Annotated in this window: 28 protein-coding genes; 11 read left to right on the top strand and 17 right to left on the bottom strand. The window is 68.0% G+C overall.

Going from position 1 to position 25,443, the window contains the following annotated elements; genetic code table 11:
* Window positions 1-41: 41 nt before the first annotated feature.
* Genes C8K36_RS15420 through C8K36_RS15410 form a run of 3 tightly spaced genes read left to right on the top strand, consistent with a single transcriptional unit; the run spans window position 42 to window position 1,951 of the window.
* Window positions 42-653, top strand: a complete 612-nt coding sequence (locus tag C8K36_RS15420) for a biotin transporter BioY (protein WP_107985385.1) — start codon at window positions 42-44, stop codon at window positions 651-653.
* A 15-nt stretch (window positions 654-668) separates the two neighbouring features.
* Complete coding sequence (locus tag C8K36_RS15415; protein ID WP_107985384.1) at window positions 669-1,349, top strand: energy-coupling factor ABC transporter ATP-binding protein; 681 nt, start codon at window positions 669-671, stop codon at window positions 1,347-1,349.
* Entirely contained in the window at window positions 1,346-1,951 is a 606-nt protein-coding gene (locus C8K36_RS15410) for an energy-coupling factor transporter transmembrane component T family protein (RefSeq protein WP_107985383.1), read from the top strand. The genes C8K36_RS15415 and C8K36_RS15410 overlap by 4 nt, the downstream gene beginning before the upstream one ends.
* Window positions 1,952-1,963: 12 nt before the next feature.
* Here C8K36_RS15410 and pspM read toward each other — a convergent pair whose 3' ends face one another.
* The 5 genes from pspM to pgsA all read right to left on the bottom strand — a co-directional run bounded on the left by pspM (window position 1,964) and on the right by pgsA (window position 5,398).
* Entirely contained in the window at window positions 1,964-2,734 is a 771-nt protein-coding gene (gene pspM / locus C8K36_RS15405; protein ID WP_107985382.1) for a phage shock envelope stress response protein PspM, read from the bottom strand.
* Window positions 2,735-2,866: 132 nt separating this feature from the next.
* On the bottom strand, window positions 2,867-3,679 hold the full coding sequence (locus C8K36_RS15400; protein ID WP_107985523.1) for a PspA/IM30 family protein: 813 nt from the start codon (window positions 3,677-3,679) through the stop codon (window positions 2,867-2,869).
* Window positions 3,680-3,856: 177 nt separating this feature from the next.
* Window positions 3,857-4,204 (bottom strand): helix-turn-helix domain-containing protein, encoded by a 348-nt coding sequence (locus tag C8K36_RS15395; RefSeq protein WP_107985381.1) that lies wholly within the window; start codon window positions 4,202-4,204, stop codon window positions 3,857-3,859.
* A 73-nt stretch (window positions 4,205-4,277) separates the two neighbouring features.
* Window positions 4,278-4,766 carry a CinA family protein gene (locus C8K36_RS15390; RefSeq protein WP_107985380.1) on the bottom strand — a complete coding sequence of 163 codons (489 nt, stop codon included), beginning with the start codon at window positions 4,764-4,766 and terminating at the stop codon, window positions 4,278-4,280.
* Window positions 4,763-5,398 carry a CDP-diacylglycerol--glycerol-3-phosphate 3-phosphatidyltransferase gene (gene pgsA, locus C8K36_RS15385; RefSeq protein ID WP_107985379.1) on the bottom strand — a complete coding sequence of 212 codons (636 nt, stop codon included), beginning with the start codon at window positions 5,396-5,398 and terminating at the stop codon, window positions 4,763-4,765. The genes C8K36_RS15390 and pgsA overlap by 4 nt, the downstream gene beginning before the upstream one ends.
* Window positions 5,399-5,566: 168 nt before the next feature.
* Here pgsA and C8K36_RS15380 point away from each other — a divergent pair, with 168 nt between their 5' ends.
* Window positions 5,567-6,055, top strand: coding sequence for an amino-acid N-acetyltransferase (locus C8K36_RS15380; RefSeq protein WP_107985378.1), 489 nt, complete (start codon window positions 5,567-5,569; stop codon window positions 6,053-6,055).
* Window positions 6,056-6,084: 29 nt separating this feature from the next.
* On the top strand, window positions 6,085-6,369 hold the full coding sequence (locus C8K36_RS15375) for a YciI family protein (RefSeq protein WP_107985377.1): 285 nt from the start codon (window positions 6,085-6,087) through the stop codon (window positions 6,367-6,369).
* A 58-nt stretch (window positions 6,370-6,427) separates the two neighbouring features.
* Here the strand turns inward: C8K36_RS15375 and C8K36_RS15370 are convergent, their stop codons facing one another.
* From C8K36_RS15370 to C8K36_RS15355, 3 genes are all read right to left on the bottom strand, one after another.
* A complete protein-coding gene (locus C8K36_RS15370) occupies window positions 6,428-7,423 on the bottom strand; it encodes a TerC family protein (RefSeq protein ID WP_107985376.1) in 996 nt (331 codons plus the stop codon).
* Window positions 7,424-7,634: 211 nt separating this feature from the next.
* Entirely contained in the window at window positions 7,635-10,358 is a 2,724-nt protein-coding gene (locus C8K36_RS15365) for a DNA translocase FtsK (protein ID WP_181319576.1), read from the bottom strand.
* Between the two features lie 97 nt (window positions 10,359-10,455).
* Window positions 10,456-11,079, bottom strand: a complete 624-nt coding sequence (locus C8K36_RS15355) for a TIGR03085 family metal-binding protein (protein ID WP_107985374.1) — start codon at window positions 11,077-11,079, stop codon at window positions 10,456-10,458.
* Between the two features lie 96 nt (window positions 11,080-11,175).
* Between C8K36_RS15355 and C8K36_RS15350 the strand changes: the two genes are divergently transcribed.
* Window positions 11,176-11,607 (top strand): pyridoxamine 5'-phosphate oxidase family protein, encoded by a 432-nt coding sequence (locus C8K36_RS15350; RefSeq protein WP_107985373.1) that lies wholly within the window; start codon window positions 11,176-11,178, stop codon window positions 11,605-11,607.
* Window positions 11,608-11,618: 11 nt separating this feature from the next.
* Here C8K36_RS15350 and C8K36_RS15345 read toward each other — a convergent pair whose 3' ends face one another.
* From C8K36_RS15345 to thyX, 4 genes are all read right to left on the bottom strand, one after another.
* Entirely contained in the window at window positions 11,619-12,188 is a 570-nt protein-coding gene (locus tag C8K36_RS15345) for a DUF1992 domain-containing protein (RefSeq protein ID WP_107985372.1), read from the bottom strand.
* A gap of 47 nt (window positions 12,189-12,235) precedes the next feature.
* Window positions 12,236-14,173, bottom strand: a complete 1,938-nt coding sequence (locus C8K36_RS15340) for a ribonuclease J (protein ID WP_107985371.1) — start codon at window positions 14,171-14,173, stop codon at window positions 12,236-12,238.
* Window positions 14,170-15,078: a 4-hydroxy-tetrahydrodipicolinate synthase gene (dapA, locus tag C8K36_RS15335; protein ID WP_107985370.1), complete on the bottom strand. Its 909-nt coding sequence runs from the start codon at window positions 15,076-15,078 to the stop codon at window positions 14,170-14,172. Before dapA ends, C8K36_RS15340 begins: the two co-directional genes overlap by 4 nt.
* A gap of 66 nt (window positions 15,079-15,144) precedes the next feature.
* Window positions 15,145-15,897, bottom strand: coding sequence for an FAD-dependent thymidylate synthase (gene thyX, locus C8K36_RS15330; protein WP_107985369.1), 753 nt, complete (start codon window positions 15,895-15,897; stop codon window positions 15,145-15,147).
* A gap of 171 nt (window positions 15,898-16,068) precedes the next feature.
* On the opposite strand from thyX, the gene C8K36_RS15325 reads away from it, so the two are divergent.
* From C8K36_RS15325 to C8K36_RS15310, 4 genes are all read left to right on the top strand, one after another.
* Window positions 16,069-16,860 (top strand): tyrosine-protein phosphatase, encoded by a 792-nt coding sequence (locus C8K36_RS15325; protein WP_258195431.1) that lies wholly within the window; start codon window positions 16,069-16,071, stop codon window positions 16,858-16,860.
* 59 nt (window positions 16,861-16,919) lie between these two features.
* Window positions 16,920-17,402: a hypothetical protein gene (locus C8K36_RS15320; RefSeq protein ID WP_107985367.1), complete on the top strand. Its 483-nt coding sequence runs from the start codon at window positions 16,920-16,922 to the stop codon at window positions 17,400-17,402.
* A gap of 114 nt (window positions 17,403-17,516) precedes the next feature.
* Entirely contained in the window at window positions 17,517-17,951 is a 435-nt protein-coding gene (locus tag C8K36_RS15315; RefSeq protein WP_107985366.1) for an SRPBCC family protein, read from the top strand.
* 10 nt (window positions 17,952-17,961) lie between these two features.
* Complete coding sequence (locus tag C8K36_RS15310) at window positions 17,962-18,621, top strand: DUF3105 domain-containing protein (protein ID WP_107985365.1); 660 nt, start codon at window positions 17,962-17,964, stop codon at window positions 18,619-18,621.
* 7 nt (window positions 18,622-18,628) lie between these two features.
* Here C8K36_RS15310 and C8K36_RS15305 read toward each other — a convergent pair whose 3' ends face one another.
* The 4 genes from C8K36_RS15305 to C8K36_RS15290 all read right to left on the bottom strand — a co-directional run bounded on the left by C8K36_RS15305 (window position 18,629) and on the right by C8K36_RS15290 (window position 21,308).
* Window positions 18,629-19,114 carry a flavodoxin family protein gene (locus C8K36_RS15305; RefSeq protein ID WP_107985364.1) on the bottom strand — a complete coding sequence of 162 codons (486 nt, stop codon included), beginning with the start codon at window positions 19,112-19,114 and terminating at the stop codon, window positions 18,629-18,631.
* Between the two features lie 5 nt (window positions 19,115-19,119).
* Window positions 19,120-19,587 carry a hypothetical protein gene (locus C8K36_RS15300; RefSeq protein WP_107985363.1) on the bottom strand — a complete coding sequence of 156 codons (468 nt, stop codon included), beginning with the start codon at window positions 19,585-19,587 and terminating at the stop codon, window positions 19,120-19,122.
* A complete protein-coding gene (gene dapB, locus C8K36_RS15295) occupies window positions 19,584-20,342 on the bottom strand; it encodes a 4-hydroxy-tetrahydrodipicolinate reductase (RefSeq protein WP_107985521.1) in 759 nt (252 codons plus the stop codon). Before dapB ends, C8K36_RS15300 begins: the two co-directional genes overlap by 4 nt.
* A gap of 93 nt (window positions 20,343-20,435) precedes the next feature.
* On the bottom strand, window positions 20,436-21,308 hold the full coding sequence (locus tag C8K36_RS15290) for an SAM-dependent methyltransferase (RefSeq protein ID WP_107985362.1): 873 nt from the start codon (window positions 21,306-21,308) through the stop codon (window positions 20,436-20,438).
* Window positions 21,309-21,548: 240 nt separating this feature from the next.
* On the opposite strand from C8K36_RS15290, the gene C8K36_RS15285 reads away from it, so the two are divergent.
* Window positions 21,549-23,933, top strand: coding sequence for an arylsulfatase (locus tag C8K36_RS15285; RefSeq protein ID WP_107985361.1), 2,385 nt, complete (start codon window positions 21,549-21,551; stop codon window positions 23,931-23,933).
* Between the two features lie 25 nt (window positions 23,934-23,958).
* On the opposite strand, the gene C8K36_RS15280 is transcribed toward C8K36_RS15285, so the two are convergent.
* Window positions 23,959-25,308, bottom strand: a complete 1,350-nt coding sequence (locus C8K36_RS15280) for a M16 family metallopeptidase (protein ID WP_107985360.1) — start codon at window positions 25,306-25,308, stop codon at window positions 23,959-23,961.
* Window positions 25,309-25,443: the final 135 nt, after the last annotated feature.

The raw sequence follows: 25,443 nt of genomic DNA, 5'->3' as shown, positions 1-25,443 counted from the left end.
TCCGTCCCGTTCGCGAACACCACGAGGAGCAGTAGGTAGCCGTGTCGTCGACTTCCACCACGGGCACTCCCCGGAACACCGCTCGCGATCTCGCACAGATCGCAGTCTTCGCTGCACTGATCATCGCGCTGGGCCTGCCCGGAACGATCAACGTCGGCGGCTCGGCCGTGCCGATCACGCTGCAGACCCTGGGCGTCATGCTCGCCGGCGCGCTGCTCGGCCCCCGCAAGGGCACCCTCGCGGTACTCACCGTGATCGTCCTCGGCCTGGCGCTGCCGGTCCTCGCCGGTGGCCGCACGTCGCTCGTGTCGCTGTCGAGCCCCACCGCGGGCTTCCTGATCGGCTGGCTGCCCGCCGCCGCCGTGATCGGCTGGCTGAGCTACCGCATGCTGCCCAAGTACAACGTCTTCGGCGGCGTCGCGATCAATCTGCTCGGCGGCATCGTGGTGCTCTACGCGTTCGGCATCCCCGGGATGCTTCTCAAGACGGATCTGACGGTGTCGGCCGCGTTCGCCGCCAACCTCACCTACCTGCCCGGCGACGTGATCAAGGCGGTGGTGGCCGCTACCGTGGCCGCACAGGTCCACCGCGCCTACCCGGCACTGGCCGCCCGGAGCCTGCCCACGGCTCCGGTCCGGGTCGACGCCGCGTAGATCGCTTCGTACACGATGAGCGAGATCCGATTCGACGCCGTCCAGCACTCCTACGGTGAGCGCACGGTGCTCGCAGGAATCGACCTCGCCCTCACCGAGCGCCGGATCGGCATCATCGGCGCGAACGGCAGCGGCAAGTCGACGCTGGCCCGCATGATCAACGGTTTGGTGGCGCCGACATCGGGAGCGGTGTCCGTGGACGGACTCGACACCGCCCGCAAGGGCCGTCAGGTGCGCAAGAAGGTCGGGTTCGTGTTCACCGACCCGGACCACCAGATCGTCATGCCGACGGTGTCCGAAGACATCGCCTTCTCGCTGCGCCGCAGTTCCCTCAGCAAACCCGAGCGAGCCGAGCGGGTCACCCAGGTCCTCACCGACTTCGGTCTGGACGATCACGCCGACCATCCCACACACCTGCTCTCGGGTGGCCAGAAGCAGTTGCTGGCCCTGGCGGCGGTGATGGTGACCGATCCCGACGTCCTCGTCGCGGACGAGCCGACCACGTTGCTGGACCTACGCAATGCGCGGCTGATGCGTTCGACGCTCGCCGCACTGCCGCAGCAGGTGATCGTGGTGACCCACCATCTGGACCTTCTCGACGACTTCGACCGCGTGATCGTGATCGACCAGGGACGCGTCGCCGCCGACGGCGCACCCGGAGAGGCGATCACGCACTACCGCGAGCTCATCGGATGACCACGCTCGGCCTGTACTCCCCCGGATCCTCGCTACTGCACCGCCTCACGCCCGGCCCCAAGCTGATCGCGATGGTGCTGGCGATCACCGCCGTGACGATTCTCGTGCGCCAGCCGTGGCAACTGGTGCCCGCAATCGCCGTCGTCGCGGTCCTCTACGCGATCGCCCGGATTCCAGCGCGGGTCGCTCTCGCCCAGTTGCGCCCGCTGCTGTGGGCGCTGATCTTCATCGGCGCGTTCCAGGTGATCTTCACCGGTTGGGCTCGCGCCACGGTCGTGTGCGGCACGATCGTGCTCGCGGTGGCGCTGGCCGCGCTCGTCACGCTCACGACACGGGTGAGCGACATGCTCGACACCGTCAGCCGAGCCCTGGGCCCGCTGCGTCGGCTCGGTGTGAATCCGGAGCGGGCGGGGCTGGTGCTCGCGATGACGCTGCGGTGCATCCCACTGCTCACCGGGATCGTGCAGCAGGTATCCGAGGCGCGCAAGGCTCGCGGACTGGGGTTCTCGCTGCGCGCGCTGGCAGTGCCGGCCGTCGTGTCGGCGCTGATGACCGCCGAGGCGATGGGCGACGCCCTCGCCGCGCGCGGTGTCGACGACTGAGAGCTCGCAAGCTCAGCGCCGGAACCGGCGGTCGATCTCGTCGACCTCGCCGAGCGCGTCGGCCCAGCCTTCGAGCCGATCCGACGCGGACAGCAACTCCTGACGCTGCTGATCGAGCAGCGAGTACGACGACGACTGTGCAGGCCCGGTCATCCGCGCGGCGGCGGTGACGAGTCCCTCGTACTCGGCGACGCCGACGTCGAGCTGCTGCCCAGCGCCACGGACCGCGTGCTGGAGATGGGGGGCTGCCGCAGCGGTTCCCCGCCCCGCATTCTCCATCGCGACGACATCCGCCGCGACGGCACGCAACGTCGACGACGCCTCCCGCGCAGTTTCGCCCGTGTGATCGAGCTCGTCGACGTCCACGACCGCGGACCTACCCAGGACGCCGAGGATCTGGTTCAGGCTGGTCTCGGCGCGAGCGAGGCGTTCCATCGGGGCACGCGCGGCCGAACCTGCGGGCGGCAACGGTTGACGATTCGTGCCCGCCGGTGGCAGCGGTGTCGCCGTCAGCCTGCGATAGGTACCGACCGCGATCACCGCGGGTACCGCGAACAAGGCCGCGGCTCCGCCCGTCGCGACCACCGACCAGTCCGGGGCCGACGCGACCGCGAGTGATGCCGTGCCCACGACACCGGCGCCCGACGCGATCCCGAATCGGGTGGCCCGATTGCGCGCCCGACGCCGTTTGCGCAGCATTCGCTCGCGCGGATCCGACCACCGTCGGACGCTGTCGGCGACGGTGCCGCTCACCTCACGCAGCACGTTCTGGGCACTGCTCACCGCGGAGGCCGCGCTGCCCGCAAGCGTCGAGGCATCTCCGAATACAGAGCCGGCCGGCCGGGATCGTTTCCCGGACCGGCCGTCTCGTGCGTTTCTCATCGAACCCGTCTTCGTGTTCGCCGCGAAGCGTTCCTACTGCGCGGTGGTCTCGCCGTTGGCGGACGCCGCCGGCGGCTCCGGCGCGGCGGGGGTCGCCGCGGTGCCACCGGACGGAAGTGCGTCGCCCTTCATGGAGGCGCGAATCTGCTCGAGGCGGCTGTGTCCGGCCATCTGGACGCTCGCCTGCTGGACCTCCATCATGCGACCCTGCACCGAGTTCTGTGCCAGCTCTGCGGCGCCGAGAGCGTTGGCGTAACGCTGCTCGATCTTTTCGCGGACAGCATCGAGGCTCGGGGTGTTACCCGGAACCGAGAGGGTCTGGTCCATGGACCGCAAGGAGTCGGAGACGCGCTCCTGCATCTTGGCCTGCTCCAGCTGGCTGAGCAGCTTCGTGCGCTCGGCAACCTTCGCCTGCAGCGTCATGGCGTTCTGCTCGACAGCCTTCTTCGCCTGCGCGGCCGCCTGCAGCGCCTGGTCGTGCAGCACCTTGAGGTCCTCGACGGACTGCTCGGCCGTCACCAACTGGGCCGCGAAAGCCTCGGCGGCGTTGGTGTACTGGATGGCCTTCTCGTTGTCACCGGCGGTGGCCGCCTGGTCGGCGAGCGTGACGGCCTGGCGCGCATTGGCGTTCAGCTTCTCGACCTCGTCGAGCTGGCGGCTGAGCTTCATCTCCAGCTGACGCTGATTGCCGATGACCGACGCCGCCTGCTGGGACAGGGCCTGATGCTGACGCTGCGCGTCCTCGATCGCCTGCTGAATCTGAACCTTGGGGTCGGCCTTCTCATCAATTTTGGAATTGAAGAGCGCCATCAGGTACTTCCAGCCCTTGACGAAAGGATTAGCCATGGGTTGATCCTGCCTCCATCTGGTGCGCCGCGCCACGCGCGACCCGATGCGCGACGGTCGCGCATCGAACTCGAGTTCTGCCCCTACTTGCTCGACCGAAGCCTACGGACCGTGTGGTTCGTGACTGCCGATCGCCCTGCTGTGAATCTATCGGTTCGTGCGTGTCGGGTACACGACTCAGGCAGCCGCGAGAGCGCGCGTCGCAGGCGCGGGGATCACGACGCGCGTGTCCTTCGCGATGCGGCCACTCACCTGCTGGGCACCCGGGGCCGCACCAGTGGTGTCCGGCGCCTTGACTGCCAGCGACTCGCTGACGTCGACCAGCACCTCGGACAGTGGAACTTCGAGCGCGACGCAAATGGCGGCGAGGAGTTCGCTCGACGCCTCCTTGCGACCCCGCTCGATCTCGGAGAGGTACCCGAGACTGACGCGCGCGCTGTTCGAGACCTCACGCAGCGTCCGGCTCTGCGACACGCGTGTGCGCCGAAGACTGTCACCGATTGCCTCACGCAATAGCAGCGCCATCTCGCTCCTCCTTCTTCCGACACCCCACTCGTGAATACAAACGCACGAACGCGGTCGATTGGTTCCCGAAACCCTATCGCGCCAGACGTTCGAGCAAACCCGACACCGCCGCTCGCACACTGCCGAGGCGGATTTCCCACCGCTCGCCGGTCAATTCCAGGGCCGTGACCTCGGTACCGTCGGGCCCGCTGACGCCGAGGAACACCGTTCCGGGCGGGTGACCGTCCTGGGGGTCGGGACCGGCCACTCCGGTCAGGCCGATCCCCCAGTCTGCCCCGCAGCGTTCGCGCGCCCCTGCCGCAAGTTGAGCGGCCGTGGTCGACGCGACCGGACCGTCGGTGGTGAGGACAGCGGCCTCGACCCCGGCGAGGCTGCCTTTGAGGTCGGTCGCGTAGACGATCAGCCCACCTCGCAGCACAGTGCTCGCGCCGGGCACTCCCGCCACCGTCGCGGCGAGGAGACCTGCGGTGAGCGACTCCGCTGTGGCCACGGTCTGACTCCGCCGGGCCAGTGCCTCGACCAGGTCCCGAGCGGGCACCGACGCGGTGAGCGGATCCGTCATGTGCCGCCGTGTCGCACACCGGAGCGCAGCCGCACGGCCTGAACCACGTAGTCGAGGCCGGTGGCGACCGTCAGCAGCACTGCGATGCCCATCAGGGTGGCGCTGAGCGGCATGAAGGCGTCCGGCAGCGGGACCAGGTACAGGCCGATCGCGACGGACTGCACGAGGGTCTTGAGCTTGCCGCCGCGCCCTGCCGGGATCACCCCGTGGCGCAGCACCGCGAAGCGCATCAGCGTGATACCCAGCTCGCGTGCCGCGATGATGCCGGTGACCCACCACGACAGGTCGCCGAGCATCGACAGCCCGACGAGCGCCGCGCCGATGAGTGCCTTGTCGGCGATCGGATCCGCCATCTTCCCGAAATCGGTCACCAACCCATGCTTGCGGGCCAGCTGTCCGTCGATCCGATCAGTGACGGCCGCGATCGCGAAGATCGATGCAGCGATGATCCGCCATCCCGTGGAGTGCCCGCCATCCACGAACAGCGCCACCAGGAATACCGGAACGAGCACGATCCGGAGGATCGTCAGGATGTTCGCGATGTTCAGCAGCGGCACCGGGGTGTGCGGTGCGACGCCGGCAGCCGGCTGGGCGTCGGGTGCTGCGGCCGTCTCACGCCGAGGGGTGCTCATGAGCGATCCGATCCGACGGTTCGCCCAGGCATGCCCGAGACGTACGGGACGTGATTCGGGGCGACGGATCGGGGCGGCACACTGCTCACAATATCGGTTCGGGGGATGACTACTGTGCACCACATGACATCTGGGACTCCGACGGCTGGATCGAACGAGGCTGAAGGGATGAAGGTGCGCCGCGCGCGCACCTCGGACGTACCGGAAATCAAACGACTCATCGACATATACGCCGGGAAAATCCTGCTCGAGAAGAATCTCGTGACGCTGTACGAGGCCGTGCAGGAGATCTGGGTCGTGGAGGAGGCCGGAGCGGTCGTGGGCTGCGGCGCGCTGCACGTGCTGTGGTCCGACCTCGGCGAGGTCCGCACGGTCGCGGTCGATCCGTCGGTCAAGGGTCGCGGCGCCGGCCACCTGGTGGTCGCGAAGCTCATCGAGATGGCTCGCGAACTGGAACTCGAACGATTGTTCGTCCTCACCTTCGAGGTGAACTTCTTCGCCAAGCACGGGTTCGCGGAGATCGAGGGCACCCCCGTCACCGCCGAGGTGTACGCCGAGATGTGCCGCTCCTACGACACCGGTGTCGCCGAGTTCCTGGACCTGAGTTACGTCAAGCCGAATACGCTGGGTAATACCCGCATGCTGCTGACGCTCTGAGCACGTCCACACTCCGGGAACGAGGAACCATGCCGCTGTTCGCAGTCCAATACACATACGCGCACGAGAAGTCCGCGCAACGCGACGACCATCGCACGGACCACCGCGCGTGGCTCGCGGATCTCGTCCGCCGTGGCATCGTCCACTCGTCCGGGCCGTTCGCCGATGGCGGTGGCGCCCTCATGATGGTCGAGGCCGCGGACGCCGAGGACGTGAACTCGCTCTTCGATCAGGATCCGTTCGCGAAACGGGACCTCGTGCAAGCACGTGTCGTCCGCGAGTGGATTCCGGTGTTCGGCGTCTTCGTGAAGTGAGCGGCGAACGCCGGTCGGACCACTGGTCCGACCGGCGTTCCCGGTCAGTTGTGCACGTCTAGTTGTGAACCGGCGTGTCGTCCGACTTGTTGCGAGTCTTGAGCAGGCTCGCAACCGTCGTCACGACGAGGACACCCAAGATCACGCTCAGCGACATCACGGTCGAGATCTCGGGGACCGAGACGTGCTCACCACCGTTGATGAACGGCAGGCTGTTCTCGTGCAGGGCGTGCAGGACCAGCTTGACGCCGATGAACGCCAGGATGAGCGACAGTCCGTAGGACAGGTACACGAGACGCTCGAGCAGTCCGCCGATGAGGAAGTACAGCTGGCGCAGGCCCATCAGCGCGAACGCGTTGGCGGTGAACACCAGGTACGGCTCCTGGGTGAGGCCGTAGATTGCGGGGATCGAATCCAGCGCGAACAGCACGTCGGTGAAGCCGATGACGACGAGCGCCAGCAGCAGCGGCGTCACGACACGCTTGCCGTCGATCTTGGTGATCAGCTTGTCGCCGTCGTATTCCTCGGTCGTCGGGAGGAGGCGCTTGATAAGCGTGACGATCTTGCTCTCGCGCTTCTCCTCCACCTCGGCCTCGTGACCCGAGTCCTTGACCAGCTTCACGGCCGTGAAGATCAGGAACGCGCCGAACAGGTAGAAAACCCAGCTGTAGGTGTTGATCGCCGCGGCACCGACCGCGATGAAGATGCCACGCATGACCAGCGCCATGACGATGCCGATCAGCAGCACCTTCTGCTGGTACTCACGCGGCACCGCGAAGGTGGACATGATGATCACGAAGACGAACAGGTTGTCGACGGACAACGCCTTCTCGGTGACGTAGCCGGCGAAATACTCACCGCCGAAGGTAGTGCCCCAGATCGACATGACTATCAGGCCGAAAACGATCGCGATACCGATGTAGACCGCGGACCAGAAGGCCGACTCGCGGAACGACGGAGCGTGCGGGGTGCGCACGTGCGCGAAGAAGTCGAAGACGAAGAGTCCGAGAATCACCAAACACGTGATGATCCAGACGAGGGGGGAGACATTCATCAGCGATAGACCTCCGGTAGGTACGTTTCACCACCGGAGGTCTCTCCCGCAGATCGACCGGCGATGCCAGGTGTGATCGGCCGACAGAACCGGACCGGCAACGGTGCCGATCGTGTTGACGAGTCTGCCGCAGGAACGGGGATACTCCCCTCCAAAAGTGCTTCCTATTCAACCACAGGCACCGCGCCGAGGCCTAATACGGACAAATCGGTCAGTCGGAGTCCGGTGCCGCCTCCGGGTCGCCACCACGGATCGACCACAGGAGACCCTCCAGCTCGTCCGACTTGATCAGGACCTCCCGCGCCTTCGACCCCTCGCTCGGACCCACGACGCCGCGGGTCTCCATGAGATCCATGAGTCGGCCGGCCTTCGCGAAGCCCACGCGAAGCTTTCGCTGCAGCATCGACGTGGACCCGAACTGGCTCGAGACCACCAATTCGACCGCCTGCAGCAGCACATCCATGTCATCGCCGATGTCGGGGTCGACGTCCTTCTTCTCCCCCGCCTTCTGCGCGGTGACGCCCTCGGTGTACTCGGGCTCGGCCTGATTCTTGGCGAAGTCGACGATCGCCGCGATTTCCTCGTCGGTGATGAACGCGCCCTGCATGCGGACCGGTTTACCGGCTCCCATCGGCAGGAACAGCCCGTCGCCCATACCGATGAGCTTCTCGGCGCCCGGCTGGTCGAGGATGACGCGCGAGTCGGTGAGGGACGAGGTCGCGAACGCGAGCCGCGACGGGACGTTGGTCTTGATGAGACCGGTGACGACGTCGACGGACGGCCTCTGCGTCGCGAGCACGAGGTGGATACCGGCCGCACGCGCCTTCTGCGTGATGCGGACGATCGCCTCCTCCACATCGCGCGGGGCGGTCATCATCAGGTCCGCGAGCTCGTCGACGATCGCGAGAATGTACGGGTACGGACGGTACACACGCTCGCTGCCGAGCGGCGTCGTGATCTCCCCGGACTTGACCTTTGCGTTGAAGTCGTCGATGTGGCGGACCCGGCTGGCCTGCATGTCCTGGTAGCGCTGCTCCATCTCCTCGACGAGCCAGGCGAGTGCCGCGGCCGCCTTCTTGGGCTGCGTGATGATGGGTGTGATGAGGTGCGGGATGCCTTCGTACGGCGTGAGCTCGACCATCTTGGGGTCGATGAGGATCATCCGGACCTCGTCCGGCGTGGCACGGGTCAACAGTGAGACCAGCATCGAGTTCACGAAGCTGGACTTACCGGAACCGGTGGAGCCGGCCACGAGCAGATGCGGCATCTTCGCGAGGTTCGCGCTCACGAAGTCGCCTTCGATGTCCTTGCCGAGACCGATCACCAGCGGATGATGGTCCTTGCGGGTCGACGACGCCCCGAGGACGTCGGACAGGCGCACCATCTCGCGATCCGAGTTGGGCACCTCGATGCCGACCGCGGATTTGCCCGGGATGGGCGCGAGCAGCCGGACGTTGTCCGTCGCCACCGCGTACGCGATGTTGCGGGCGAGCGCGGTGATCTTCTCGACCTTGACGCCCGGACCCAGTTCCACCTCGTAGCGAGTGACCGTCGGGCCACGCGTGTACCCGGTGACCGCAGCATCGATCTTGAACTGCTGGAGAACCTCGGTGATGGCCTCGATCATCGCATCGTTGGCCTGGCTGCCCAGCTTGGGCGGGTCGCCCTCGACCAACAGCGACAGCGGAGGCAGCGCGTAGTCGCCCTCGACGACACGGTCCGGGACCAGCGTCTCCATTTCCGCCGCCGGCTCCGGCTCCGGCTTGGGAGTGGGCGTCACCTTCGCGCGCGGCTTGGGCCGCACGGGCGGTGCCGGCTCGGGCACGGGTGCGGGCGGGGCGGGCGCGGGGGGCGCGGGGTCGCCCGGATCCCACAACCCGAGCACCTCGGTGGCCGCGTCGGGGTGGACCTCATCGGTGGGGTAGTTCAGTTCGGGTGTGCTGCGGCGACGGCGCGGCGTGCGCCGGGCCGGCCGACCGGTGTCGACCGGGTAGCCGTCGGCATCGAAGCCCGCGGGGTCGTAGTCGTCGGACCCGTAGTCAGCAGACCCGTAGTCGGCGGTTTCGTCGTCGAAGTCGGGATCGTCGGCGTAGTCGTACTCGTCGTCGTGGTACGACGTGCCGAAGTACGAGCGGAAGCGCTCGGGCACCTCGCGCACGGTGGTCCCGGTGAGGAGCAGTACCCCGAAGAACATCGCCATCAGCAGCAGCGGAGCAGAAAGCCAGGCAGTGACACCGCTGGTGAGCGGGCCCGCGACGACGTAGCCGACGATCCCCGCCGCTGACGGCCAACCGTCCGACGTGGTGGGTGATCCGGCCGCGATGTGCCAGAGGCCGACTGCGGGAAGGCCCACGAGTAGCGACCCGAGGACCAGCCGGGAACGAATGTCCGGCTTCGGCTCGGTTCGCATGAGAGCAATCGCGATGCCGATTCCGAGGAGGGGAAGAACGGCAGCGACGGCGCCGACAACGGCACGGACGGCGGTCTCGATCCACTCCCCGACCGGCCCACCCGCGGAGAACCACATGCCGCCGGCGATCACCACGCTGACGGCGATCAGACCGAGCGCGATGCCGTCCCGGCGATGGCCGTTCTCGATCTCGGTGGCCTTGCTGACGGTGCGGGTCGTGGCACCGACGCCCTTGGCGACCATCGACCAGCCCGAGCCGATGCCCCTGCCGATCGATGCCAGCGCACCGGACCCGCGGGATGACTTCTTGGGCGCCGGCCGGCGTCCGACCGAACCACCACGTGATGCGGCGGGCTTACGTTGCGCCGGGGCCTTGCGGGTGGCGGCGGGCTTGCGTGACGCCGACGACCCGCCACCGCGGCCCGACGCTTTCGACCCGCCTGCAGTGGAGGCCGATGAGCGCGCACGTGTCCTCGAGGTCGATGCTGCCGAACTCGATCCGCGGGCGCTCGTCTTCCCTGCCATAGAGGTCAGGTTAGTCGCTCGGGCACCATCCGGACCATCCGCAACACCCGCCACACCCGCCGAGCTGCTCTGATATGCACGCCGGAAGCCCCGCGTCTCACATGCTGCGGTCGAGTGCGGTGACGGCCGCCACGTCCGCGGCCTCCCCGTCGAACTCCACCCGCGCCTGATCGCGACCGAACGCGTGCAGCAGCAGTTCGGCGGGCTCACCGCGCAGCGTGACCGTTGCCGAGCCTGCCGATCGAACGCCGGACCGCTTACCGTCGGGACGCTCGAGCACGACGCTCACCGGAGACCTTCGGTAGCTGCGACGACCGATGCCGCTCGCGATCGTCCACAGCTTCTCCTGCATGCCGTCGGGGAGCGTCCGCACGGTCCACTCGTCGCGCGCACGGCGAACGTCCTCGTGGTGAATGAACATCTCGGAGAGATTGGCCTGCTCGTCCACCCAACGGAACGGGGACCAGACCGGCGGACCCGAGCGCACGTCGTCGAGCAGTTCGTTCCAGTCCCGCGCCGCGATCCCTTGCTGGACGCGTTCGGTATGCCCGGCGAGCGCCGAAACCATGATTCCGGGGGTCGCGTCGAGGCGGCGCTCCCGCAGCACCAGATGCGCAGCGAGGTCGCGGGCGGTCCAGTCCCCGCACAGCGTCGGCGCCTCGGGGCCGACAGTGCGCATGGTCTCGACGAGGGCGTGTCGTTCGTCACGGGCATAGGGCACACCACACGGTAACCGCAGATTCGCGGAAGGGCGCGGACTCTCCGCCCGCGGGTCCTAGCGTGGGAGGCGTCCGGTCCGAAACGAAAGGAGCGACATATGTCGAGCACCACCATGTCCGTGGAGGAACGCGAACGGTTCCTCGCCGACCTCCATGTCGGTGTGATCGCCGCCGAACGGGACGGGCGCGCGCCGCTCGCGGTGCCGATCTGGTACCACTACTCCCCCGGCGGCGAGGTGATGGTGTGGACCGAGAACGGCACCGTCAAGGAACGGCTGATCCGCGCAAGCGGCCGTTTCAGTCTGTGCGCGCAGCAGGAAGAACCCCCGTACCGCTACGTGAGTGTGGAGGGACCGGCGACGTTCCAGGAGTCGGTCACGCCCGACGACATCCGCCCCCTTGTCCGCCGGTACCTCCCGGAGAAGGAGGCGGAGAAGTTCATCGCGGATTCCTTCAATGACCGTGCCGTCGTGATCCGAATGCGCCCCGAACAGTGGTTCACCGTGGACTACGGCAAGCTCGAGGGCTGAATCCGCCACGCTCACACGGACTTCGGACGTCGCCCGAACGGCCACACGAAACGGCGGCGGCGATCGAACCGCACGGCGCCCCGACGGATTTCGGTGTACCCCGCCTCCGCGAGCGCAGCGCTCGCGGAGGCTCGACGGGCCCTGCGCTGTTCCTCGCCGATCACGCCGACCTCGACGACAAGAAGCGACGCGCGATCCCGACGCCACCGCGCGACAACCTCGTCGGCGTCGACGCGGCCGATCGGGACCTGTGGCCCGGAGGGGTTGCGCAGCCAGGCAGCGATCCGGCGGTTGAGGCGCGCGACCGCGTCGCGCACCTCGGGCTCGGTCCGGGCCGAGCGCACCGCCTCCGGTAGTCGTTCGATGTCCTTGCGCAGCCGGAGCGGCTCCGGCAGCAGGGCATCCGCGGACATCCCCTCGCGCTCGAGGTATCCGCGCACCCACCAGTCACCACCGGCCCCGCCCGGGATCGGTTTGCCTGCGCCCTCGAGGTTCTCGAACTCACCCCGCTCGTAGGCGCCACGAATCTGGGCCTCGACCCACGACTCGAACGTGGCGCGCAGCGGCTTGCGTTCGGTCATGACGGGACATCCTCCTCACCCGCCGCGTCCGACCGCCCCGTCTCGGGCTAGGACACCCCGATGACGGTCGGCACGATCATCGGCCGGCGGCGGTACTTGTCCGCCACCCAGCGTCCCACCACGCGGCGCACGGCCTGCGCGATGCGGTGGGTGTCGTTGATGCCCTCCGCGGCGAGGTCGCCGAGGACCTTGTCGACGAGGCGTGCCGCCTCCGACAGCGCCTGCGGGTCGTCCGAGAAGCCTCGACCGCTGACCTCGGGTTCACTGACGGCGCGACCGGTCTCCGTGTCGATGGCGACGGAGATCGAGATGAAGCCGCCCTCCCCCAGGATGAGTCGATCCGACAGCGTCGAATGCCCTACGTCGCCGACCGAGTTGCCGTCGACGTACACGTGCCCGACGGGGACTCGCCCGACGATCTCGGCGAGTCCGTCGACCATGTCGACGACGACGCCGTCCTCGGCGAGCACGATGCGCTCCTTCGGCACACCGGTGGCCTCGGCCAGCGCGGCGTTGGCGCGCAGGTGCCGCCACTCACCGTGCACCGGCATTGCATTGGTGGGGCGCACCGCGTTGTACAGGTACAGCAGCTCACCGGCGGATGCGTGCCCGGAGACGTGGACCTTGGCGCTCTGCTGTGTGACGACGGTGGCGCCACGCTTGGCGAGACCGTTGACGACGGCGAACACCGAGTTCTCGTTGCCGGGGATCAGCGACGACGCGAGCACGACGAGGTCGTTCGCGCGGACGTTGATCTGGCGGTGCTCGCCGCGCGCCATCCGGGACAGCGCCGACAGCGGCTCACCCTGCGAGCCGGTCGAGATGAGCACGAGCTTGTCGTCGGGCAGGTTCGCGGCGGTGTCGATGTCGACGACGAGGCCGTCCGGCACCGACAGGTACCCGAGGTCCTGTGCGATCTGCATGTTGCGGACCATCGAGCGGCCCACGAAGGCGACCCGGCGGTTGTAGCGCTTGGCGACGTCGACGACCTGCTGGATGCGGTGCACGTGGCTCGCGAACGACGCGACGATCACGCGCTGCGTGGCCTTGCCGATGACGTTGTCGAGCACGCCACCGATCTCACGCTCGGGCGTGACGAAGCCCGGTACCTCGGCGTTGGTGGAGTCGACGAGGAACAGGTCGACGCCCTCGTCACCGAGCCGGGAGAAGCCGGCGAGGTCGGTGAGACGACCGTCGAGCGGCAACTGGTCGAGCTTGATGTCGCCGGTGTGCAGCACGACGCCCGCACTCGTGCGGATAGCGACCGCGATCGCGTCGGGGATCGAGTGGTTCACCGCGTAGTACTCGCACTCGAACGGTCCGTGCGTGGTCTTGTCGCCCTCGACGACCTCGACGAGGTTGGGCCGCTGGCGGTGCTCGCGACACTTCGCCGCGACGAGCGCGAGCGTGAACTTGGCGCCGATGATCGGGACGTCGGGCCGCAGGCGCAGCAGGAACGGCACCGCACCGATGTGGTCTTCGTGGCCGTGCGTCAGGATGATCGCCTCGACGTCGTCCATGCGATCCTCGATGTACCGGAAGTCCGGGAGGATCAGGTCGACGCCGGGCTGCTGGTCCTCGGGGAACAACACGCCACAGTCGACGATCAGGAGCTTGCCCTGATGCTCGAAAACGGTCATGTTGCGGCCGATCTCGCCGATGCCGCCGAGCGCCACGACGCGCAGGCCGTTCTTCGGCGCCTTCGGCGGCAGGCCGAGCCGGTCGGTGGGGTCGGCGGGCACGGGAGCCGGGGCCTTGGACCGCTGCGACCGCTTGGCCGGAGACTTGCGTGCCCCTGACTTCTTGGCGGCGGGACGCTCAGCAGCGGGACGCTCGGCGGCAGCCTGCTCGCTCACCGGCTTCGCCGGGGCCGACTGCTCGCTCACCGGCTTCGAGGCCACGGGCGTGGAGGCGGGACGCTCAGCCGCCGGAGCCGGCGGACCGGCCTGGCGGGAAGCACTACGACGACGTGTGGGACGAGTCATGCCAGAACCCCCGCTGCGGCCAGTTCTGCGGCCAGAATGTCGATTTGCTCGGTAGTGGGGGCGACTTGCGGCAGGCGAGGCTCGCCGACGTCGAGACCCATGAGTCGAAGTCCGGCCTTCGATGCGCTGACGCCGCCGAGGCGCGCCACGGAGCGGTTCACGGGCACGAGGCTCAGGTTGATCTCGCGAGCCCTCTCGAGGTCGCCCTCCATGAACGCGGTGTGCAGTGCGCGAAGTCGCTGCGGGACCAGGTGGCCGATCACACTGACGAAGCCCACAGCACCGACGGATAGCCAGGGCAGATTCAGTGGGTCGTCGCCCGAGAAGAAGTCGAGATCGGTGGTGCCGATGAGTTCGGCGCCTGCGTTCAGATCGCCCTTGGCGTCCTTGACCGCGAGGATGCGCGGATGGTCGGCGAGGCGACGAATTGTCTCGGTCTCGATCGGGACGACGGAGCGGGGCGGAATGTCGTAGAGCATGACCGGCAGATCGGTCGCATCGGCAACGGCCGTGAAGTGCGCGTAGAGACCGGCCTGCGGCGGACGCGAGTAGTACGGCGTGACGACGAGCAGACCGTGCGCGCCCGCACGGGCAGCGTCACGTGCGAGTTCGACGCTGTGCGCGGTGTCGTTGCTGCCTGCACCGGCGACGATCTTGGCCCGGTCGCCCACGGCGGCGATGACCGCGCGCAGCAGTTCCAGCTTCTCGTCCTCCGTGGTGGTGGGCGATTCGCCGGTGGTACCCGCGAGCACAAGTCCGTCGCAACCGTTGTCGACGAGGTGGGTGGCCACGCGAACGCCGGCGTCTACGTCCAGCTTTCCGTCCTTGGTGAATGGGGTCACCATTGCCGTGAGGACGGTGCCGAACGGATGCTCGACGGATGCAGCTGAATCACCGTAGGTCATGGTCAGAAGGCTACCCGGTCTCGGTTGCAGACTTGAACGCGACGGCACCGCCGAACGCCCAGCAGCTCAGAGCACCGCGGCGAACTCGCTCGTCGCCACCTCGGAACCGTCGGGCAACGTCACGATTTCGAAGTCGCCGAACACATTCGGAGCTGCCGCCTGCAGCTGCCGCAGGCACTCGATAGCGACCTGACGGATCTCCACGTCGGCGTGCTCGGTTGCCCGCATTTCGACGAAATGGCGCCAGGCGCGATAGTTGCCGGTGACCACGACGCGGGTCTCCGTGGCGTTCGGCAGCACCGAGCGCGCCGCCTGACGCGCCTGCTTGTTGCGCACGGGCCCGTTGGGCTCGTCGGCGAGCTTTTCCTCGAGCGCACCGAGCAGTTCCGCGTACGCGTCGCGGCTCGCCGCGGTGGCCTTCGCGAACAGCTCCTCGAGGTGGGCGTCCCCGGCGACGGCCGGAGGGACGACGACGTTGGCATCGTTCTCGCGGACGAACCGCTGCGAGAGCTGCGAGTACGAGAAGTGCCGGTGCCGAATCAGCTCGTGCGTGCACGAGCGCGAGATACCGCTGATGTAGAAGCTGACGCTGCCGTGTTCGAGTACCGACAAGTGCCCCACCTCGAGCAGGTGCCGCAGGTATCCCGCATTGGTGGCGGTACGCGGGTTCGGCTTGGACCAGCTCTGATAGCAGGCGCGGCCGGCGAACTCGGCGAGCGCCTCGCCGCCATCGGCATCGGTCTCCCACGGGACGTCGGCGGGCGGAAAGAACTCGGTCTTCGCGACGAGTTGGACCTTCAGGGACACCGCGTTGGGCACTGCACTTCCTCCGGGATCGTCGCGCACCTTGTCGACCGCACCTTAACCCTCGCCGTGACCGGGGCCGATCACGCGCACGGCCGCGGGATTCATCGGAACGTCACCGCCGGGGCACCCGGTCGGTGTACGACTCGAAAGGACCCCTTCGCCGCACCGATCGGAGACCCGACCGTGGCACCCTCACAATCCCTCCTGCGCCGGACCATCGCCGCGCTCGCCGCGACCATCGCACTCACGTTGGGCGGTCCGGCGGTGACCGCCGCCGCACCGGTCACCGATCTGACGATCGCCGATCGGTCCCTGCATCTGGAAGGCGCGCCGAACGCCCGCGATGTCGGCGGCTACACCACCTCGGACGGCCGAACCGTCCGAACTGGTCTCGTGTTCCGCTCGGACGCACTCGACCGTGTGACGCCCGCAGATCTGGCCACGCTCGAGCGCCTGCGTGTGCGCGAGGTCGACGACCTGCGGACCGTTCTCGAGCGCACCGCCCTGCCCGATCGGGTCCCGGCCGGCGCGACCTACAACGTCGACGACGTCCTGGGCGGTTCTCCCTTGACGACGCTGGTCGACCTGCCGGCGGCGTACCGCGACTTCGTGTTCGGACCGAGCGCGAACACCGGGTTCGCGGCGGTGTTCAAGGACGTCCGCGACATCACCCACTCGGGCGGCTCCGTGCTCTACCACTGCAGCGCGGGCAAGGACCGCACAGGCTGGACGACGGCGGTGCTGTTGACGCTCCTCGGTGTGGACCGCGCGACGGTGAATGCCGACTATCTCCTGAGCAACTACTACCGGAACACCAGCGAGACCGATCCGATCGACGGCGTGTCCCTGTCGCTGCTCGATACGTCCTTCCGCGCCGCCGACGAGCGGTACGGCAGCTTCGACGGGTACGTGCGCTGGGGCCTGGGACTGACCGACCAGGACGTCGCGGCGATCAAGGCGACGATGCTCGAATGACGCCATGCCGACATCAAACGCCGTTGACATGACATCACGCGCGACGCCATGATGGCGTCATGGATCTCACCGAGTACACGGCCCGCCTGCGCGACGACCTCACCGCCGCCGCCGCGCTCGGGGACGAACAGACCCAGCGGATCGCTCAGGCCCTCGCGGCGGCGATGGAACGCTCGGCACAGCTGATGCTGGTGTCGGCATTGTCCGACCTCGCCCGCGAGGCGTCGGAGGAAATGGGCGACCGGACCCTCCATGTGCGGTTCGACGGCACCGACGTCAAGGTCGAGTCGGCGAGGCGCCGGCCCGACCGCGATTCCGCGAACGCCGAGCGGCCGAGTGACCCCTCGGATGCCTTTCGCACCCTCGAAGACATGACCGGCGACATCAGCAGGGTCACCCTGCGCCTGGTCGATCAGATCAAGTCCCGCGCCGAGGAGGCCGCAGTGCAGGACGGGATGTCGCTCAACTCCTGGGTCTCCCAGGCCGTCCAGGGCGCCTTGCGCGACCAGATGCGCCGGAGCCGCCCCGACGACGATCGGTGAACGCGCCGACGACGTTCGGCGCTGCCGATCGTCACCTGCCGGAATCCCACCCCCGGTAATGGTCTAATTGCGTCTCGTCGTTCGGTGTTTTCACGGGGTTGAGGAGTGGAGAGCATGGCTGTTTCCGGGGCAAAGGAATTCGAGGTCAGGGCCGCGCCGGCCGATGTGATGGCGGCTATCGCCGCTGTCGACCGCCTGCCCGAATGGTCGTCCGCTCACAAGAAGGTCATCGTCGAGAGCACCCACCCGGACGGCCGCGTCAATCGCGTGCGGATGACGGTGTCGATCATGGGTATCAACGACGAGCAGGTCGTCGACTACTCGTGGGACGGCGACACCAGCATGTCCTGGACCCTCGTCGAGAGCACCCAGCAGAACAGCCAGGACGGCTCCTACACCCTCACACCCAAGGGCGACGGCACGCTCGTGAAGTTCGCGCTCACCGTCGATCCCAAGATCCCGCTGCCCGGTTTCCTGTTGAAGAAGGCCCAGAAGATGGCCCTCGAGACCGCCAGCGCGGGTCTCACCAAGTTCGTCGACGGCAAGTAGGCCGGCACACGTGCGAACGTTCCTGCGGGCCGCGCCGCTGGCAGGCGCACTCATGCTCGTCGCCGCCGGGTGCGGCAGCACTGTCGAGGGTTCCGCGGTCGCGGATCCGTTCGCACCGTCGACCGCCAATCCCGACCCGTCGCTCGGGATCGAGGGCATCACGGTCATCGAGTATCCGGCCGGGCTCCACGTCCGCGAGACCCAGCGGGTGGCGTACGACCGCACTCCCCCGTTCGGCGGTCCGCACGACGCGGTGTGGGCGTCCTGCACGGGAACGGTGTACGACAAGCCGATTCGCAGCGAGAACGCCGTGCACTCCCTCGAGCACGGCGCGGTGTGGATCACGTACGACCCCACGCTCGTCACCGGCGCGGCGCTCGACGGACTCGTCGACCGGGTGGAGGGACAGCCGTACCTGATGATGTCGCCGTATCCCGGTCTGTCCGTTCCGATCTCACTGCAGTCCTGGGGGCACCAACTGGTGGTGGACGGGCCGCTGGACGCCCGGATCGATCAGTTCGTCAATGCGCTTCGCTTGAACCGCAACACGTTTCCCGAGCCGGGTGCCACGTGTGCCACGCTGCCCGACGTCTTCGACGCCGAGAATCCTCCACCGTTCCAGCCCGGGCCGCCGGACCGATCCGACCCGAACACGGTGCCGATGAACTGATACCGGATCAGAGATCGCCGGCGACGGTCACAGCGACCGTCGCGCCCAGTTCGTAGCACCGCTCGCGGACTGCGGCGTCGATCGGCCCGGTGATCTCGACGATCTCCGCGGCCTGCACCAATTCCAGTCCGGTGACGATCTTCTGCACGGATTTCACCGCACCCGCGGTGTCGTTGTTGCCGTGCACCCACAGCCCGAACGGCCGGCCTGCGACCGTGTCGAGGCACGGGTAGTAGACGGTGTCGAAGAAGTGCTTGAGCGCGCCCGACATGTATCCGAAGTTGGCGGACGTCCCGAAGACGTAGCCGTCGGCCCCGAGCACGTCGACGGCGGTCGCATGCAGCGCGGGCACGGACCGCACCGTGACACCGGCGATGTCGGGGTCGTGAGCACCGGCGAGCACCGACTCGAGAAGTTCGCGGGTCGCCGGAGAGGACGTGTGGTGCACGACCAGCAGGGTCTTCCCTGCCTTCTCCGGCGGACCGTCGACCATCGCGGTCAGGCCTCCCGCTCGAGCTTTTCGAGTGCAACGGCGCGGCGCATCGTGTCGCGCGCTCGGCCACGGTCACCCGCGTAGTCGTAGGCGCGGGCGAGGCGGTACGAGTTGCGCCAGTTGTCGGGATCGGCCTCCCACTCCTGCTTGACCTGTGCAAACAGTTCGTCGGCGGCGTCGCGTTCGATGCGGCCCGACGGCCGGCGCGGCAGGTCCTCGACGTCGAGCTCGAGTCCCTCGTCGTGCATGCGGCGGGCAAGATGCTGGTGCGCGAGACCCGACCGGATGGTGGCGACGACCATCCACACTCCGAGGAACGGCAACACCAGCACCGCGATGCCGAGGACGACGGGCACGACGCGACCGTCCTGGATCAGCGCGACACCGCGCTGCCCGAGCAAAACGAAGTAGAACGCGAGCGCGAAGACGATCGCCGCGATCGCGACGACGACGCGCGTGGACTTGTTCTTCACAGGTCCAGCAGGGGGTCGATGCCGACGGTGAGGCCGGGGCGCTGCCCGATCTCACGCACGCCGAGCAGCACGCCGGGAGCGAACGAGTTCCGGTCGATCGAGTCGTGCCGGATGGTCAGCGTCTCGCCCTGGGTGCCGAGGAGCACCTCCTGGTGCGCGACGAGGCCCGCGAGGCGGATCGAGTGGACCCGCACGCCGTTGACGTCGGCCCCGCGTGCACCCTCGAGTTCGGTGGTGGTGGCGTCGGGGCTCGGTCCGCGGCCGGCCTTCTCGCGCGCCTCGGCGATGAGCGCCGCCGTCCGGTATGCGGTGCCCGACGGAGCGTCGGCCTTGTTCGGGTGGTGGAGTTCGATGACCTCGACCGAGTCGAAGAAGCGGGCAGCGGCCGCCGCGAAGCGCATCGACAGCACGGCGCCGATTGCGAAGTTGGGTGCGATCAGCACGCCGACGCCCGGGCGCTCGTCGAGCCACGACCGCACCTGCGCGAGGCGGGCGTCGTCGAAGCCTGTGGTGCCGACCACGGCGTGGATGCCGTTGGCGATCAGGAATTGCAGGTTGTCCATCACGACATCGGGGTGTGTGAAGTCGATGACCACCTGAGTGCGCTGGTCGACGAAGTGCTCGATGCGCTCACCCTGATCGACACCGGCCACCAACTCGAGGTCGGCAGCCTGCTCGACGGCCTCGCTCATCGCGCGGCCCACCTTGCCCTTGGCGCCGAGAACACCGACCCTGATGGGTGCTGCTGAAGTCACGTACACGCTCCGCCCGAAATCCCTGAATCCCTGAATGTGCTCGCCGTAAGCCTACGGTGCACGCATCGACGGCACTCATCCGACGTTCGGCGATCACCGGCGTATCGCGGTGATGAACATGCTCGATCGCGCGGGGTCCCCGTTCGGGCTCTCGAGGGTGCGTCCGAATCGCAGCGCGACGTCGGCCGAGCGCACCGCCTCGACGTCCCAGCCGTGGTCCGCCAGCCATGCGGCAGGGTCGAACTCGCCGTCGTCCGGCCACAGCGACTCGATGTCGACGCCGAAGAGGTCGCGTGCGCGCTGCGTCGACTCCTCCTGCATCATTGCGCGCACGTCGTCGATGTGCTCCACCTCGAAGCGGCTACCGGGTGCGGACAGGTCGGTGACGAAGCGGCACAGTCTCTCCTTCGCCGCGTTCGGGAGGAACGGGAGCAGTCCCTCCGCCAGCCACGCCGACGGCGTGGATCGATCGAAGCCCTTCTCCTGCAACGGCACCGGCCACTCCTCGCGAAGATCCACCGCCACTACACGGCGATCGGCGCGCGGCTGCGCGTTCGCAGCCGTCAGCACGTCGTCCTTGAACGAGAGCACCTTCGGCGCGTCCAGCTCGTACACGGTGGTTCCGTCCGGCCACTCCAGTCGGTACGCGCGCGCGTCGAGACCCGCCGCGAGCAGCACCACCTGCCCGATCCCCGCCAGGTTCGCGGCGGCGAAGAAGTCGTCGAAGTAGCGCGAGCGCACTCCCATGTAGTCAGCCATCGAACGCCACGGAATCTCACGATCGTCGGCATCCTCGAGCCGTGTCGGCATCGGTACGGGCGGCGCGGCCGCCTCGACGAAAGCCTCCGCGTACGGATCCGAGACCAGCGCACCCTCCCGTCGGGTCTCCATCGCGCGGCCCGCCGCGACCCCCAGCGCGGTGATGCCGACTCCGGTGACGATGTCCCATTCGGCCAGTTCGTTCATGTCCCGTCAGCCCCGTCTCTACGGTTGAGCGATTTCCGGAATTAGTTGTCGGACAGTCATTTCCGGCACCGATTACGGTGCCGGCCACGGACCGGACGGGCGTCCGATCCCACCGACCGACGCAGTTCGAGGCTACTCCCGTCCGTATCCACGAAGGCTGAGATTTCGCTGCGAACCAGGCTCGCCGAAACGTACCGTCGATGACGGGGGCGCCATGCGCATCGTCAGGAGGTCGTTCCGGTGAGCACCGCGAACGGAAGCAGTGACCTCGGCGGTATCGGCCGACATGTCCTGCCGATACCGAACGAGAAGTACACCGGCACGGTCCTGTACGACGCAAAGGATCCGGACGCACGATATGCGCCACTCCGGCCGCTGCGACCACCCGCCGGCGCCCCGAACGTGCTGATAGTGCTGCTCGATGACGTCGGATTCGGGGCGTCGAGCACGTTCGGCGGGCCGATCGCGACACCCACCGCGCAACGCCTCGCCGACGACGGGCTGAAGTACACCCGGTTCCACACCACCGCGCTGTGCTCCCCCACCAGGGCGGCACTGCTCACCGGACGGAACCATCACACCGTCGGAATGGGGAGCATCACCGAGATGGCGACGGCCGCCCCCGGGTACACGTCCGTCCGACCGGACACCTGCGCTCCGCTCGCCGACGTCCTGAGACTCAACGGCTACGCCACCGCCCACGTCGGGAAGTGCCACGAGGTCCCGATCTGGGAGACCAGTCCGGTGGGGCCGTTCGACCGGTGGCCGTCACCGGGAAACGGGTTCGAGTACTTCTACGGCTTCGTCGGTGGCGAAACCGACCAGTGGTATCCGACGCTGCACGAGGGCACCACACGGGTGGAGCCGTGGGGCACCCCGGAGGAGGGTTACCACCTCACCGAGGACCTGGCAGACAAGGCGATCGCCTGGGTGCGGCAGCAGACGGCCCTCACACCCGACAAGCCGTTCTTCCTGTACTTCGCGCCCGGCGCCACCCATGCCCCGCACCACGTCCCGAAGGAGTGGGCCGACAGGTACCGAGGGCGCTTCGACGACGGCTGGGACGTGCTGCGCGAGAGGACGTTCGCGCGGCAGAAGAAACTCGGCGTCGTGCCCGCGGACGCGGAACTCACACGCCGCCACGACGTCATTCCCGCGTGGGAGGACATGGACGAGCTGCTGCTGCCGGTGCTGCGCCGGCAGATGGAGAACTATGCCGGGTTCCTCGAACATACCGATCATCAGGTGGGCCGGGTCGTCGACGCGATCGAGCAGGTCGGGGCCCTCGACGACACACTGGTCTTCTACGTCATCGGTGACAACGGCGCCTCCGCCGAGGGGACGCTGCAGGGCACGTCCAATGAACTGATCAGCCTCAACGGGATGGCCGACATCGAGACCCCCGAGTTCCTCGTGGGCCAGCTGGACAAACTGGGCGGTCCCGAATCGTCGCCGCATTACGCGGTGGGCTGGGCGCACGCCATGGACACCCCGTACCAGTGGGCCAAGCAGGTCGCCTCGCACTGGGGTGGCACGCGCAACGGCACGGTGGTGCGCTGGCCAAACGGATTCGACGCCCGGGGCGAGATTCGCGAACAGTTCCATCACGTCGTCGACGTCGCGCCGACCGTGCTGGCGGCCGCCCGGATCCCGGCGCCGACGACGGTGAACGGTATCCGGCAGGACCCCATCGAGGGCATCGACATGACCTACAGCTTCGACGACGCAGTCGCACCCGAACGCCACGTCACGCAGTACTTCGAGATGTTCGGCAACCGCGGCATCTACCACCGCGGATGGTCCGCGGTGACCAAGCACCGGACGCCGTGGCAGATCCTCGGCGGCACGGGAATCGCATTCGACGACGACGTGTGGGAACTGTACGACGGCACCACCGACTGGACGCAGGCTCGCGATCTGTCGACGGAGCATCCGGATCGGCTACACGAGTTGCAGCGACTGTTCCTGATCGAGGCGACGCGGCACAACGTGCTGCCGCTCGATGATCGGACGTTCGAGCGGGTGCTGCCCGGGATCTCCGGCAAACCCAGCCTGGTGCCCGGCAACCGGCAGGTCCTGCTGCCCGGCATGGAGGCACTGCTCGAGATGCACATCGTCAACTGGCGCAACCGATCCTGGGCACTGACCGCGCAGGTGGGGGTGCCCGACGGCGGTGCCCACGGGGTGATCCTCAACCTCGGCGGCCACGCCGGCGGCTGGTCGTTCTACTTCCGCGAGGGCCGACCGACGTTCTGCTACAACCTGTTCGGCCTCGAGCGCAGCTACATCCGTGCCACCGAACCGGTCCCGACGGGAACACATCAGGTCCGCAGCGAGTTCGCCTACGACGGAGGCGGGCTCGGCAAGGGCGGCACCGTGACACTCTTCGTCGACGGCGCCGCGGTCGGAAGCGGACGAATCGAGCGCACCGAGCCCATCGGGTTCGGCTACGAATACACCGACGTCGGCCGCGACAGCCTCTCCACCGTCACCCCCGAGTACCCGCGGGGCGACAACGCGTTCACCGGCCGCATCGACTGGGTGCAGATCGACGCCGGCGAGGACGACCACGACCACCTCGTCGATCCCGCGGATGTCGTGCGGGTCGCGATGTATCGGCAGTGATCACGCAACCCCGCCCGCCGAACCGCTAGGTGACGATCCCCCGCACCGATGCCGGCAGATCCCGCTTGCGCCGGTACGGGCCCACCACGGCGGCCGCGAACGGTCGCTGCAGCAACACCCTGGCCACCTCGCGCACCTCGTCGGTGGTGACCTCGTCGATGCGCGACAGTGTCTCGGAGACCGAGTGATGGTTGCCGTAGTTGAGTTCGCTGCGCCCGATCCGCGTCATCCGCGACCCCGAGTCCTCGAGTCCCAGCACCAGCGAACCCCGCAACGACCCCTTGGCGCGGGCGCATTCGGCGTCGGTGATGCCGTCGGACGCGACGTTCGCCAGCACCTCACGGATCAGCGTCGCGACCTCGCCGAGGTTCTCGGGCTGACAGCCGGCGTACACCGAGAAGGCTCCCGTGTCGGCGAAGGTGTCCACGCCCGAGTACACGGAGTACGCGAGGCCCCGTTCCTCTCGGATCTCCTGGAACAGCCGAGAACTCAGACCACCGCCGACGGCCGCGTTGAGGACCGACAGCGGCCAGCGGTGTCCCTCGTGCCGCCCGAACGCTCGCACCCCCAGCGCCAGGTGCGCCTGTTCGCTGTCCCGCTTCGTCAGGCTCAGGGTCGGCGCCGTCCGCAGCCGGATCGCGCCTTCGCGGCGCGGTGCCGGATCGACGGCGCGGTCCAGGTGTCCGGAGAACGCGCGACGCACCAACTCCACCGTGTGCTCGTGCTCGACGTTGCCCGCGACCGCCACCACCATCCGGTCGGGGGTGTAGCGGCGGACGTGGAACGAGTGCAACTGGGCGCGGGTCATCGCCTCGATCGAGTCGATGCTGCCGATCACCGGCCGGCCGACCGGGTGGTCGCCGAACAGCGCGGTCAGGAAGGCGTCACCGAGCAGATCCTCGGGATCGTCGTCCCGCATCGAGATCTCCTCGAGCACCACCTGACGCTCGACATCGACGTCGACCGACCGGCATCGGCCGCGCAGCACCACGTCGCTCACCAGATCCACCGCGAGCGGGAGATCGTCGTCGAGGACGTGCGCGTAGAAGCACGTGTGTTCCTTCGACGTGAACGCGTTGAGTTCGCCGCCGACACCGTCCATCACCTGCGCGATGTCGAGGGCCGAACGGGTCGGAGTGGATTTGAACAGCAGGTGCTCGAGGAAGTGCGCCGCGCCGGCGACGGTGGGCTGCTCGTCACGCGAACCCACGCCGACCCAGACACCGACGGACGCGGAACGCACGCCGGGCACGTGCTCGGTGACCACGCGGAGGCCTCCGGGCAGGACGGTGCGCTGCACGCCGGTGCGCGGACGGTTGGTCGGTGCGGAGCCGCGTCGTGCCTTCAGGGGCTTCGCGCGAAGGGATTGAGCCATGTGGCGGTTCGTGTTTCCTTAAGTCCGGACGATGTCCCGAAAACCTCGGAAGGTGCGGAACGTCGATCCACGATACACCTGGGGTAAGGGTCCGGCCCCGCACGGACGAACCGTGCGGGGCCGGACCCGGTACTG

Source organism: Rhodococcus sp. OK519 (genome assembly GCF_003051005.1).
Taxonomy (GTDB): domain Bacteria; phylum Actinomycetota; class Actinomycetes; order Mycobacteriales; family Mycobacteriaceae; genus Prescottella.
The sequence above is the reverse complement of the archived record's forward strand: the minus strand, read 5'-3'. Positions and strand labels throughout refer to the sequence as shown.

Bases quoted from the DNA above. Each gene is read 5' to 3' on its own strand.
- C8K36_RS15390 (WP_107985380.1), bottom strand. From the start codon at position 4,766: ATGACGGATCCGCTCACCGCGTCGGTGCCCGCTCGGGACCTGGTCGAG.
- C8K36_RS15395 (WP_107985381.1), bottom strand. From the start codon at position 4,204: ATGGCGCTGCTATTGCGTGAGGCAATCGGTGACAGTCTTCGGCGCACA.
- C8K36_RS15380 (WP_107985378.1), top strand. From the start codon at position 5,567: ATGAAGGTGCGCCGCGCGCGCACCTCGGACGTACCGGAAATCAAACGA.
- C8K36_RS15415 (WP_107985384.1), top strand. From the start codon at position 669: ATGAGCGAGATCCGATTCGACGCCGTCCAGCACTCCTACGGTGAGCGC.
- C8K36_RS15305 (WP_107985364.1), bottom strand. From the start codon at position 19,114: ATGGTCGACGGTCCGCCGGAGAAGGCAGGGAAGACCCTGCTGGTCGTG.
- C8K36_RS15400 (WP_107985523.1), bottom strand. From the start codon at position 3,679: ATGGCTAATCCTTTCGTCAAGGGCTGGAAGTACCTGATGGCGCTCTTC.
- C8K36_RS15350 (WP_107985373.1), top strand. From the start codon at position 11,176: ATGTCGAGCACCACCATGTCCGTGGAGGAACGCGAACGGTTCCTCGCC.
- pgsA (WP_107985379.1), bottom strand. From the start codon at position 5,398: ATGAGCACCCCTCGGCGTGAGACGGCCGCAGCACCCGACGCCCAGCCG.
- C8K36_RS15375 (WP_107985377.1), top strand. From the start codon at position 6,085: ATGCCGCTGTTCGCAGTCCAATACACATACGCGCACGAGAAGTCCGCG.
- C8K36_RS15410 (WP_107985383.1), top strand. From the start codon at position 1,346: ATGACCACGCTCGGCCTGTACTCCCCCGGATCCTCGCTACTGCACCGC.
- C8K36_RS15315 (WP_107985366.1), top strand. From the start codon at position 17,517: ATGGCTGTTTCCGGGGCAAAGGAATTCGAGGTCAGGGCCGCGCCGGCC.
- dapA (WP_107985370.1), bottom strand. From the start codon at position 15,078: ATGACCTACGGTGATTCAGCTGCATCCGTCGAGCATCCGTTCGGCACC.
- C8K36_RS15290 (WP_107985362.1), bottom strand. From the start codon at position 21,308: ATGAACGAACTGGCCGAATGGGACATCGTCACCGGAGTCGGCATCACC.
- C8K36_RS15320 (WP_107985367.1), top strand. From the start codon at position 16,920: ATGGATCTCACCGAGTACACGGCCCGCCTGCGCGACGACCTCACCGCC.
- C8K36_RS15280 (WP_107985360.1), bottom strand. From the start codon at position 25,308: ATGGCTCAATCCCTTCGCGCGAAGCCCCTGAAGGCACGACGCGGCTCC.
- C8K36_RS15345 (WP_107985372.1), bottom strand. From the start codon at position 12,188: ATGACCGAACGCAAGCCGCTGCGCGCCACGTTCGAGTCGTGGGTCGAG.
- C8K36_RS15365 (WP_181319576.1), bottom strand. From the start codon at position 10,358: ATGGCAGGGAAGACGAGCGCCCGCGGATCGAGTTCGGCAGCATCGACC.
- C8K36_RS15370 (WP_107985376.1), bottom strand. From the start codon at position 7,423: ATGAATGTCTCCCCCCTCGTCTGGATCATCACGTGTTTGGTGATTCTC.
- C8K36_RS15340 (WP_107985371.1), bottom strand. From the start codon at position 14,173: ATGACTCGTCCCACACGTCGTCGTAGTGCTTCCCGCCAGGCCGGTCCG.